Source organism: Leclercia sp. S52 (genome assembly GCF_039727615.1).
GTDB classification, from domain to species: Bacteria; Pseudomonadota; Gammaproteobacteria; order Enterobacterales; family Enterobacteriaceae; genus Enterobacter; species Enterobacter adecarboxylatus_B.
Genome location: NZ_CP152474.1, coordinates 739,031 through 750,983, shown reverse-complemented (window position 1 = coordinate 750,983; position 11,953 = coordinate 739,031). Strand labels below are relative to the sequence as shown.

The window sequence follows — 11,953 nt, the reverse complement described above, 5'->3', positions numbered from 1 at the left end:
TAATGACGATTTTTAATAATTATGAAGTGTGGTTTGTGATTGGTAGTCAGCATCTTTACGGGCCGGAAGCCCTGCGGCAGGTGACTCAGCACGCAGAACATGTGGTCAACGCCCTGAATGCGGAAGCAAAACTGCCGTGCAAGCTGGTGCTGAAGCCGCTGGGCACCTCGCCGGATGAAATCACCCATATCTGCCGCGACGCTAACTACGACGACAAATGCGCCGGCCTGGTGGTGTGGCTGCACACCTTCTCCCCGGCCAAGATGTGGATCAACGGCCTCGCGATCCTCAACAAACCGCTGCTCCAGTTCCATACCCAGTTCAACGCGGCGCTGCCGTGGGACAGCATCGACATGGACTTTATGAACCTGAACCAGACCGCGCACGGCGGCCGCGAGTTCGGCTTCATCGGCGCGCGTATGCGCCAGCAGCACGCGGTGGTGACCGGCCACTGGCAGGATAAACAGGCCCACCAGCGTATTGGCTCGTGGATGCGCCAGGCGGTATCGAAGCAGGATACCCGCCAGCTGAAAGTGGTGCGCTTCGGCGACAACATGCGCGAAGTGGCGGTGACCGACGGCGATAAAGTGGCCGCGCAGATTAAATTCGGTTTCTCCGTCAATACCTGGGCGGTGGGCGACCTGGTGCAGGTCGTCAATGAGGTCAGCGACGGCGACGTTAATGCGCTGTTGGATGAGTATGAAAGCAGCTACCGCCTGACTGCAGCGGCACAGGTAAGTGGTGACAAACGCCAGAACGTGCTGGATGCAGCGCGCATCGAGCTGGGCATGAAGCGCTTCCTCGAACAGGGCGGCTTCCATGCCTTTACCACCACCTTTGAAGATCTTCACGGCCTCAAGCAGCTGCCGGGCCTGGCAGTGCAACGTCTGATGCAGCAGGGCTACGGCTTTGCCGGAGAAGGCGACTGGAAAACTGCCGCTCTGCTACGCATCATGAAAGTGATGTCGACCGGTCTGCAGGGCGGCACCTCCTTTATGGAGGATTACACCTACCACTTCGAGAACGGCAACGATCTGGTGCTGGGCTCGCACATGCTGGAAGTCTGCCCGTCGATCGCCGTGGATGAAAAACCGATCCTCGATGTTCAACACCTCGGCATTGGCGGCAAAGCCGATCCGGCCCGTCTGATCTTCAACACCCGCACCGGTCCGGCGATTAACGCCAGCCTGATCGATCTGGGGGATCGCTTCCGCCTGCTGGTCAACTGCGTTGACGCCGTTGAAACGCCTCACGCCCTGCCAAAACTGCCGGTGGCCAACGCCCTGTGGAAAGCCCAGCCGGATCTGGCGACCGCTTCCGAAGCCTGGATCGTGGCGGGCGGTGCCCACCATACCGTCTTCAGCCATGCGCTGGATCTCAACGACATGCGTCAGTTCGCGGAGCTGCACGACATCGAGCTGACCGTGATTGATAACGACACCCGTATGCCAGCCTTCAAAGACGCGCTGCGCTGGAACGAAGTCTATTACGGTTCAAAACGTTAACAGGGGAACCTTTGGCCTGCCGCAGGGCGGGCCTTTTTTCCTGGAGGATACATGCTGGAAGATCTCAAACGTCAGGTGCTTGAAGCCAACCTGGCCCTGCCGGAACACAATCTAGTCACCCTGACCTGGGGCAACGTCAGCGCGGTTGACCGCGAAGCTGGCGTGTTCGTCATTAAACCGTCCGGGGTCGACTACCGGGTGATGACCGCCGACGATATGGTGGTGGTGAGCATTGCCACCGGCGAGGTGGTGGAAGGAACGAAAAAGCCCTCCTCCGATACGCCGACGCACCGTCTGCTGTATCAGGCTTTCCCGTCGATTGGCGGCATCGTCCACACCCACTCCCGTCACGCGACCATCTGGGCGCAGGCCGGGCAACCCATCCCGGCAACCGGCACCACTCACGCCGACTATTTCTATGGCACCATCCCCTGCACCCGCAAGATGACCGATGCCGAGATCAACGGTGAGTACGAGTGGGAAACCGGCAACGTGATTGTCGAAACCTTCGAGAAACAGGGGATCGACGCGGCGCAGATGCCCGGGGTGCTGGTTCACTCCCACGGCCCGTTCGCGTGGGGCAAAAATGCCGAAGACGCGGTGCACAACGCCATCGTGCTGGAAGAGGTGGCCTATATGGGCATCTTCTGCCGCCAGCTGGCGCCACAATTACCGGATATGCAGCAGACCCTGCTGGATAAACATTACCTGCGCAAGCACGGCGCAAAAGCGTATTACGGACAGTAAAACCCGCCCGGTGGCGCTACGCTTACCGGGCCTACGGGACCTGTAAGCCGGATAAGCGCAGCGCCATCCGGCAGAAACACCCCTGTATAAAACCCCAGCAAAACACCCGCAACCAGGCTATACTCACGCCTGGTTTTGTTTATTGAGAAAACGGCGTGGCGCAGGCGCAAGAAGGCTTTTTTACTGACCCGACACTGGCGGGATACCCCGCAGGGTACCGAAGTGGAATTCTGGCTGGCGACCGATAACGGCCCGCTGCACATCACCCTGCCGCTGCAGGAGTCCGTGGCCTTTATTCCTGAGCCTGACGTCGAAAAGACAAAACAGTTGCTGCACGGTGAGAGCGGCTGGCGGCTGACCCCCCTTGAACTGAAAGATTTCCATCGTCGTCCGGTCTACGGCCTCTACTGCCGCGCCCATCGCCAGCTGATGCGCTATGAAAAACTGCTGCGCGAAGCGGGCGTGACCCTGTACGAAGCCGATGTTCGCCCCCCCGGAGCGCTTTCTGATGGAGCGCTTTATCACCGCCCCGGTCTGGGTGGACGGGACGCCCCAGGGCGATCGGCTGGTCAATGCCCGCCTCAAACCCAACCCACACTATCGTCCGCCGCTGAAATGGGCGTCGGTGGATATTGAAACCACCCGCCACGGTGAGCTGTACTGCATCGGCATTGAGGGCTGCGGCCAGCGGGTGGTTTACATGCTGGGCCCGGCCAACGGCGATGCTTCCGGGCTCGATTTTGATCTCATCTACGTGAGCAGCCGCCCGCAGCTGCTCGAGAAGCTCAACGCCTGGTTTGCAGAGCACGACCCGGACGTGATTATCGGCTGGAACGTGGTGCAGTTCGACCTGCGGGTGCTGCAAAAACACGCTGAACGCTACCGCATCCCGCTGCTGCTCGGGCGCGGCAACAGCGAGCTGGAGTGGCGCGAGCACGGCTTTAAAAACGGCGTCTTCTTCGCCCAGGCGAACGGGCGGCTGATTATCGACGGTATCGAGGCGCTAAAGTCGGCGTTCTGGAGCTTCTCATCGTTTTCGCTGGAGTCGGTGTCGCAGGAGCTGCTCGGGGAAGGCAAATCCATCGACAACCCCTGGGACCGGATGGACGAGATTGACCGCCGCTTCGCCGAAGATAAACCGGCGCTGGCGACCTATAACCTGAAAGACTGCGAGCTGGTAACGCGGATTTTTCACAAAACCGACATCATGCCGTTTCTGCTGGAGCGCGCCACGGTCAATGGCCTCGCGGCCGACCGGCACGGCGGCTCCGTGGCCGCCTTTAGTCATCTCTATTTCCCGCGCATGCACCGGGCGGGCTACGTGGCGCCGAATCTCGGCGACGTGCCGCCCCAGGCCAGCCCCGGCGGCTATGTGATGGACTCCCGCCCCGGTCTGTACGACTCGGTGCTGGTACTGGATTACAAAAGCCTCTATCCGTCGATCATCCGTACCTTTCTTATCGATCCGGTCGGGCTGGTGGAAGGCCTCGCCCAGCCGGATGAGCAGCACAGCACCGAAGGTTTTTTGGGGGGCGCGTTTCTCCCGGGACAAACACTGCCTGCCGGAGATCGTCAGCCAGATCTGGCACGGGCGCGAAGAAGCCAAACGCCACGGCAATAAGCCCCTCTCCCAGGCGCTGAAGATCATCATGAACGCCTTTTACGGCGTGCTCGGCACCAGCGCCTGCCGCTTCTTCGACCCGCGGCTGGCGTCGTCGATCACTATGCGCGGCCACGAGATCATGCGCCAGACCAAAGTGCTGGTGGAATCCCGGGGCTATGACGTGATTTATGGCGATACCGACTCGACCTTCGTCTGGCTTAAGGGCGCACAAAGCGAAGCGGAGGCGGCCGCCATCGGCCAGGGGCTGGTGGCTTACGTCAACGACTGGTGGCGGACTCACCTGCAGCAGGCCGGCTTGACCAGCGCCCTGGAGCTGGAGTATGAGACCCACTTCTGCCGCTTTTTAATGCCGACCATCCGCGGCACCGATCAGGGCAGCAAAAAGCGCTACGCCGGGCTGATCCAGGAGGGGGGAGAAGCAGCGGATGGTGTTTAAAGGGCTGGAGACCGTGCGCACCGACTGGACCCCGCTGGCGCAGCACTTCCAGCAGGCGCTGTATCTAAAAATCTTCCGCCGCGAGCCCTATCAGGAGTTTGTTCGCGAAACCATCGCCAGCCTGATGGCGGGCGAGCTGGACGATCAGCTGGTCTACCGCAAACGCCTGCGCCGCCCGCTGGCGGAGTATCAGCGCAACGTGCCGCCGCACGTGCGCGCCGCCCGGCTTGCCGATGAGGAGAACGTCCGTCTCGGGCGGGCGCCGCAGTACCAGAACCGTGGCACCATCAAGTACGTCTGGACCACCAGCGGCCCGGAGCCGGTGGATTATCAGCGTTCGCCCCTTGACTATGAGCACTACCTCACCCGCCAGCTACAGCCCGTCGCGGACGGAATATTGCCCTTCAAGGACGATGACTTTGCTACACTGATGACAGGTCAGTTGGGGCTATTTTGACAGGTGACGAAATCGCTGCCATCCAGTACCATAGCGCCCTTTCCATTCCCGGACCCATTATTCGATTACCGTCATTTTTGATCGGTGGTTGAACTATTGCCTGCAATTAAAGATTAGAGCCGAACAAATATGCCTTTTACACTTGGTCAACGCTGGATCAGCGACACAGAAAGCGAACTTGGATTAGGAACGGTAGTGGCGCTGGATGCGCGTATGGTCACTCTCCTCTTCCCCGCCACCGGTGAAAACCGTCTGTATGCTCGCAATGATTCCCCTGTTACCCGCGTGATGTTCAACCCGGGCGACACCGTTACCAGCCATGAAGGCTGGCAGCTGAAGATTGAAGACGTAAAAGAAGAGAATGGACTGCTCGCCTATATCGGGACTCGCCTCGATACCGACGAGACCGATGTGATGCTGCGCGAAGTGCTGCTCGACAGCAAGCTGGTCTTCAGCAAGCCGCAGGATCGCCTGTTCGCCGGTCAGATTGACCGCATGGATCGCTTCTCCCTGCGCTACCGCGCGCGTAAGTTCCAGAGTGAGCAGTACCGCATGCCGTGGAGCGGCCTGCGCGGCCAGCGTACCAGCCTGATCCCCCACCAGTTAAACATTGCCCATGATGTCGGCCGTCGCTACGCGCCGCGCGTCCTGCTGGCCGATGAGGTGGGTTTAGGTAAAACCATCGAAGCAGGCATGATTTTGCATCAACAGCTGCTCTCCGGCGCGGCCGAGCGCGTGCTGATTGTGGTGCCGGAAACCCTGCAGCACCAGTGGCTGGTGGAGATGCTGCGCCGCTTTAACCTGCGTTTCTCCCTGTTTGACGATGAGCGCTACGCCGAAGCCCAGCACGATGCCGATAACCCGTTCGAAACCGAACAGCTGGTGATCTGCTCCCTGGACTTTATCCGCCGCAGCAAGCAGCGTCTCGAACACCTGTGTGATGCCGAGTGGGACATCATGGTGGTCGATGAAGCCCACCACCTGGTCTGGAGCGAAGAGGCCCCAAGCCGTGAGTATATGGCGATTGAACAGCTGGCCGAACGCGTGCCGGGTGTATTGCTGCTGACCGCTACGCCGGAGCAGCTGGGTCTGGAGAGCCACTTTGCGCGTCTGCGCCTGCTGGATCCCAACCGCTTCCACGACTTTGAGCTGTTTGTCGAAGAGCAGAAAAATTACCGCCCGGTCGCCGATGCGGTTGCCCTGCTGCTGGCGGGAAATCACCTCTCCAACGAGGAGCTCAACACCCTGAGCGAACTGATTGGCGAGCAGGATATCGAGCCGTTACTGCAGACCGCCAACAGCGATCGTGACGGTGCCGAAGCCGCACGCCAGGAGCTGGTCTCCATGCTGATGGATCGCCACGGCACCAGCCGCGTCCTGTTCCGTAACACCCGTAACGGGGTGAAAGGTTTCCCGAAACGCGAGCTGCACACCATTCGTCTGCCGCTGCCAACCCAGTACCAGACGGCCATTAAGGTCTCCGGCATCATGGGTGCGCGCAAAACGGCGGAAGAACGCGCCCGCGATATGCTCTATCCGGAACAGATTTATCAGGAGTTTGAAGGCGACAGCGGCACCTGGTGGAACTTTGACCCGCGCGTTGAGTGGCTGATGGGCTATCTGACCGCCAACCGCTCCCAGAAGGTGCTGGTGATCTGCGCCAAAGCCACCACCGCGCTGCAGCTTGAGCAGGTGCTGCGCGAGCGGGAAGGTATCCGCGCAGCGGTGTTCCATGAAGGCATGTCGATTATCGAACGCGACCGCGCGGCGGCGTGGTTCTCCGAAGAGGACAGCGGCGCCCAGGTGCTGCTCTGTTCCGAAATCGGCTCCGAAGGGCGTAACTTCCAGTTCGCCAGCCGTCTGGTGATGTTCGATCTGCCTTTCAATCCGGATCTGCTGGAGCAGCGTATCGGCCGTCTGGATCGTATTGGCCAGGCACACGACATTCAGATCCACGTCCCGTATCTGGAAAAAACTGCCCAGTCGGTACTGGTGCGCTGGTTCCACGAAGGGCTGGATGCGTTTGAACATACCTGCCCGACCGGCCGCACCATTTATGACAAAGTGCATAGCGAGCTGACAGGCTATCTGGCGACGCCTGAAAACACCGACGGCTTCGACGATCTGATCAAAGTCTGTCGCGAGCAGCACGAAGCGCTGAAAGCACAGCTGGAGCAGGGCCGTGACCGTCTGCTGGAGATCCACTCCAACGGCGGTGAAAAAGCCCAGGCGCTGGCGGAGAGCATCGAAGAGCAGGATGACGATACCAGCCTGATCAGCTTCGCCATGAACCTGTTTGATATCGTCGGTATCAACCAGGACGATCGCGGCGAGAACATGATTGTGCTGACCCCGTCCGATCATATGCTGGTTCCGGACTTCCCGGGCCTGCCGGAAGATGGCTGCACCATCACCTTTGAGCGTGATGTGGCGCTGTCCCGCGAAGACGCACAGTTCATCACCTGGGAGCACCCGCTGATCCGCAACGGTCTGGACCTGATCCTCTCCGGCGATACCGGCAGCAGCACCATTTCGCTGCTGAAGAACAAGGCACTGCCTGTGGGTACGCTGCTGCTGGAGCTGATCTACGTGGTGGAAGCCCAGGCGCCGAAACAGCTGCAGCTCAGCCGCTTCCTGCCTGCCACCCCGGTGCGTCTGCTGCTGGATAAAAACGGCACCAACCTGGCGGCGCAGGTCGAGTTTGAGAGCTTTAACCGTCAGCTGAGTGCGGTCAACCGCCACACTGGCAGCAAGCTGGTGAACGCGGTGCAGCAGGACGTGTATACCATTCTGCAGCAGGGCGAACCTCAGATTGAGAAAGCGGCGCGGGCCCTGATTGACGCAGCACGCAGCGAAGCGGATGAAAAACTGTCAGCGGAGCTGTCGCGTCTGGAAGCCCTGCGCGCGGTGAACCCGAACATTCGTGACGATGAACTGGCGGCGATTGAGACCAATCGTCAGCAGGTGCTCGAAAGCCTGAATCAGGCCGGATGGCGTCTGGATGCGCTGCGTCTCATCGTTGTGACGCATCAGTAAGCGGAGCGCAACATGTTGATGGAACCCTACAATCCGCCGCAGGATCCGTGGCTGGTCATTCTGTATCAGGATGAGCACATCATGGTGGTCAACAAGCCGAGCGGCCTGTTGTCCGTGCCGGGCAGGCTGGACGATCATAAAGACAGCGTGATGACGCGCGTTCAGCGCGATCATCCGCAGGCGGAGTCTGTTCATCGCCTGGATATGGCAACCAGCGGTGTGATTGTGGTCGCGCTGACCAAGGCGGCAGAGCGTGAGCTGAAGCGTCAGTTTCGTGAGCGGGAGCCGAAGAAACAGTACCTGGCGCGCGTCTGGGGACATCCACAACCGGCGGAAGGGTTGGTTGACCTGCCGCTGATCTGCGACTGGCCGAATCGCCCGATGCAGAAGGTCTGCTACGAGACCGGGAAGGCGGCGCAAACCGAGTATGAAGTGCTGGAGTACGCGGCGGATAACAGCGCCCGCGTGCTGTTAAAACCGATTACCGGTCGTTCGCACCAGCTGCGTGTGCATATGCTGGCGCTGGGTCATCCGATTCTGGGGGATCGCTTTTACGCCACCCCGGAAGCCCGGGCCATGGCGCCGCGTCTGCAGCTGCATGCGGAGATGCTGACCATCACCCATCCGGAATACGGTACGCCGATGACCTTTAAGGCTCCGGCGGATTTCTGATGTCTTGCCCGGCGGCGCTTCGCCTGCCGGGCAACTCTCTTTACTTGAAGCCCTTCTGCTCTTTGATGAGCTCGTAGGCTTTCTGAATTTCCTGCGCTTTTTGCTTCGCCATCTCCATCATTTCCGGCGGTAACCCTTTCGCCACCAGCTTATCCGGATGATGCTCGCTCATCAGCTTGCGATAGGCACGCTTGATGGTCGTCGGCTCATCGGTCGGCTTCACGCCCAGCACGTTACAGGCATCTTCCAGAGTAGGACCGCGCTGCGCCTGCTGCCACCCGCCGCCACCGCCCGCCTGCTGCTGTTGATAGCCGTCGCCAAACTGCGCACCGCCCTGCATCATGCGCAGGAACTGATCGAACTGGGTACGGGAAATGCCCAGCTCTTCGGCAATCACATAGAGTACCGCACGCTCGTTCGGGTGGAGCGATCCGTCGGCAAAGGCCGCCTGGATCTGAATCTCCAGAAACATCCGAATTAAGTCGAAGCGGCCAAAGCAGATACTGCGAAACTGGCGCATTTTTTCGCGCAGGGGATAGTTATCCGCCTTGCCGATGCGAAAGGCGTGCTGCGCCGCCGCCCGCGAGTCGCCGTGCAGGTTCATGCGGTCCATAAACTGGCTGGCGATATGGATGTCGGCCTCGGTCACCCGCCCCTTGGATTTGGTCAGATGCCCCATCACCTCAAAGGTCGTGGCAAAAAAAAGCGCCTGACGTTCACGCTGGTTGGCAAACCAGGCCATCTTACGACTTCGAGCTTTATCAAACATATGGCCGATAATCAGGCCCAGAATGATACCCCAGAAGCCCGCGCCCATCAGTAAAGCGAACGCCACGCCGATAATTTTTCCCCAATACTGCATATACTCCCCAAATGGTGATGTATTTGATCCCGCGAACGCCATCATTCCAGTGGCCTGGCCACGGTCAATTGAAGGACATCGCCTATAATTTGCATTATCATACTCGTCATTCAATAACGAGCCTATCACCACGGCTTGTTTACGGGCAGGATTAACGCTGGCACTGTGATGATGAGTAAGATAGTCTCTGACCGTTTGCCAGCGATAAGCCACTGATGACGGAACAATAAATAAAACGTATGAAAAAACGTATCCCCACCCTCCTGGCCACGATGATAGCTACTGCCCTGTACAGTCAACAGGGTCTGGCAGCCGATCTCGCCTCGCAATGTATGCTGGGTATCCCCAGCTATGATCGCCCACTGGTTCAGGGTGATACGAACACGCTACCGGTCACCATCACTGCTGACAATGCGAAAGGGAATTATCCTGACGACGCCGTGTTTACCGGCAATGTGGATATTAACCAGGGCAACAGCCGTTTGCTGGCCGATGAAGTTCAGTTGCACCAGAAACAGCCAGAAGGCGCGGCAGAACCGGTACGAACCGTGGATGCACTGGGTAATGTGCACTATGACGATAATCAGGTCATCCTGAAAGGTCCGAAAGCCTGGTCGAACCTGAATACCAAAGATACCAACGTCTGGGAAGGTGATTATCAGATGGTGGGCCGTCAGGGGCGCGGTAAAGCCGACCTGATGAAACAGCGCGGTGAAAACCGCTATACCATTCTGGAAAACGGGACCTTTACCTCCTGTCTGCCGGGTTCCGATACCTGGAGCGTGGTCGGCAGCGAAGTGATCCACGACCGCGAAGAGCAGGTTGCGGAGATCTGGAACGCCCGCTTTAAGCTCGGCCCGGTGCCGGTCTTCTATAGCCCGTATCTGCAGCTGCCGGTGGGCGACAAACGTCGTTCAGGCTTCCTGATCCCGAACGCCAAGTACAGCTCGACAAACTATTTTGAGTTCTACCTGCCGTACTACTGGAACATCGCGCCCAACATGGACGCCACGATCACGCCGCACTATATCCATAAGCGCGGCAATATCATGTGGGAAAACGAGTTCCGTTATTTAACGCAGGCGGGTTCAGGCCTGATGGAGCTGGACTATCTGCCATCGGATAAGGTGTTCGAAGACGAGCATCCTACCGAGGGCGATCGCCACCGCTGGCTGTACTACTGGCAACATGCCGGGGTCATGGATCAGGTATGGCGCTTCAACGTTAACTACACCAAAGTCAGCGATCCGTACTATTTCAACGACTTCACGTCGAAATACGGTTCCAGTACCGACGGTTACGCCACGCAGATCTTCAGCGCCGGCTATGCCGTTAAGAACTTTGACGCCACCGTGTCGACCCGCCAGTTCCAGGTCTTCAGCAGCCAGAACGCCAGCACCTATGGTGCGGAGCCGCAGCTGGACGTCAACTGGTACCAGAACGATGTCGGCCCGTTTGATACCCGCGTCTACGGCCAGGCCGTACATTTCGTGAATACTAACTCCGATATGCCGGAAGCCACCCGTATTCATCTTGAGCCGACAATCAACCTGCCGGTGTCGAACGACTGGGCCAGCCTGGATACCGAAGTGAAGCTGATGGCGACCCACTATCAGCAGGACAATCTGGAAACCTACAACGCCAACAACGGGACTCACCTGGAAGAGTCCGTTAACCGTACGCTGCCGCAGTTTAAAATGGACGGCAAGCTGGTGTTCGAACGCGACATGAACTGGAGCGAGGGTTACACCCAGACGCTGGAACCACGTGCACAGTACCTGTACGTGCCGTATCGCGATCAGAGCAAAATTAATAACTACGACTCTTCACTGCTGCAATCCGACTATAGCGGTCTGTTCCGCGACCGTACTTACGGTGGTCTGGACCGTATTGCCTCGGCCAACCAGGTGACCACCGGCGTCACAACTCGCGTTTATGATGATGCTTCCGTTGAACGTTTTAATGCTTCTGTGGGTCAAATCTACTACTTCACAGAATCGCGTACCGGCGATGACAACATTAACTGGGAGAAAAACAACAAAACGGGCTCCCTGGTCTGGGCGGGTGACACCTACTGGCGCATGACCGATCGCTGGGGACTGCGTGGCGGTCTGCAGTACGATACGCGTCTGGATAACATTGCCACCAGCAGTGCAGCCATTGAGTATCGCCGTGATGAAGACCGGATGGTTCAGCTGAGCTACCGTTACGCCAGCCCGGAATATATCCAGGCGACGCTGCCTAACTTCTCGACGGCCGATCAGTACAAAGAGGGCATTTCGCAGGTAGGCGGTACCGCCAGCTGGCCAATTGCCGATCGCTGGTCGATCGTTGGGGCGTACTACTTTGATACCAATCAGAGTAAGGCGGCCGATCAGATGCTGGGCCTGCAGTACAACTCCTGCTGCTACGCGATCCGTGTCGGATACGAACGTAAGCTTAACGGCTGGGATGTCGACAAAAATCAGAGCGAGTACGATAACGTCATCGGCTTTAACATCGAATTGCGTGGCCTGAGTTCCAACTACGGTCTGGGTACTCAGCAGATGCTGCGCTCACCGATTCTGCCGTACCGTAGTTCCTTATGATGTGCTTGATTTACAACGTAATCCGC

Annotated in this window: 6 protein-coding genes and 1 pseudogene; 6 read left to right on the top strand and 1 reads right to left on the bottom strand. The window is 58.7% G+C overall.

What is annotated here, in order from left to right:
• Positions 1-2 precede the first annotated feature (2 nt).
• From araA to rluA, 5 genes and pseudogenes are all read left to right on the top strand, one after another.
• Entirely contained in the window at positions 3-1,505 is a 1,503-nt protein-coding gene (araA, locus tag AAHB66_RS03575) for an L-arabinose isomerase (protein WP_347115235.1), read from the top strand.
• A gap of 51 nt (positions 1,506-1,556) precedes the next feature.
• Positions 1,557-2,252: an L-ribulose-5-phosphate 4-epimerase gene (gene araD, locus AAHB66_RS03570; RefSeq protein WP_142488207.1), complete on the top strand. Its 696-nt coding sequence runs from the start codon at positions 1,557-1,559 to the stop codon at positions 2,250-2,252.
• A 141-nt stretch (positions 2,253-2,393) separates the two neighbouring features.
• Positions 2,394-4,769, top strand: a pseudogene (gene polB / locus AAHB66_RS03565) (DNA polymerase II).
• A gap of 129 nt (positions 4,770-4,898) precedes the next feature.
• Positions 4,899-7,805 (top strand): RNA polymerase-associated protein RapA, encoded by a 2,907-nt coding sequence (rapA, locus tag AAHB66_RS03560; RefSeq protein ID WP_347115234.1) that lies wholly within the window; start codon positions 4,899-4,901, stop codon positions 7,803-7,805.
• A 12-nt stretch (positions 7,806-7,817) separates the two neighbouring features.
• The gene (gene rluA, locus AAHB66_RS03555) at positions 7,818-8,477 is read left to right on the top strand and encodes a bifunctional tRNA pseudouridine(32) synthase/23S rRNA pseudouridine(746) synthase RluA (RefSeq protein ID WP_225759592.1); all 660 of its coding nucleotides are present in this window, start codon (positions 7,818-7,820) and stop codon (positions 8,475-8,477) included.
• A 40-nt stretch (positions 8,478-8,517) separates the two neighbouring features.
• Here the strand turns inward: rluA and djlA are convergent, their stop codons facing one another.
• Entirely contained in the window at positions 8,518-9,339 is an 822-nt protein-coding gene (djlA, locus tag AAHB66_RS03550) for a co-chaperone DjlA (protein ID WP_347115233.1), read from the bottom strand.
• A gap of 239 nt (positions 9,340-9,578) precedes the next feature.
• Here djlA and lptD point away from each other — a divergent pair, with 239 nt between their 5' ends.
• Positions 9,579-11,927: an LPS assembly protein LptD gene (gene lptD, locus AAHB66_RS03545; RefSeq protein ID WP_347115232.1), complete on the top strand. Its 2,349-nt coding sequence runs from the start codon at positions 9,579-9,581 to the stop codon at positions 11,925-11,927.
• Positions 11,928-11,953: the final 26 nt, after the last annotated feature.

What these genes read in the sequence shown, in the direction of transcription:
- rapA (WP_347115234.1), top strand. Translation starts at nt 4,899, where the DNA reads ATGCCTTTTACACTTGGTCAACGCTGGATCAGCGACACAGAAAGCGAA.
- araA (WP_347115235.1), top strand. Translation starts at nt 3, where the DNA reads ATGACGATTTTTAATAATTATGAAGTGTGGTTTGTGATTGGTAGTCAG.
- djlA (WP_347115233.1), bottom strand. Translation starts at nt 9,339, where the DNA reads ATGCAGTATTGGGGAAAAATTATCGGCGTGGCGTTCGCTTTACTGATG.
- lptD (WP_347115232.1), top strand. Translation starts at nt 9,579, where the DNA reads ATGAAAAAACGTATCCCCACCCTCCTGGCCACGATGATAGCTACTGCC.
- araD (WP_142488207.1), top strand. Translation starts at nt 1,557, where the DNA reads ATGCTGGAAGATCTCAAACGTCAGGTGCTTGAAGCCAACCTGGCCCTG.
- rluA (WP_225759592.1), top strand. Translation starts at nt 7,818, where the DNA reads ATGTTGATGGAACCCTACAATCCGCCGCAGGATCCGTGGCTGGTCATT.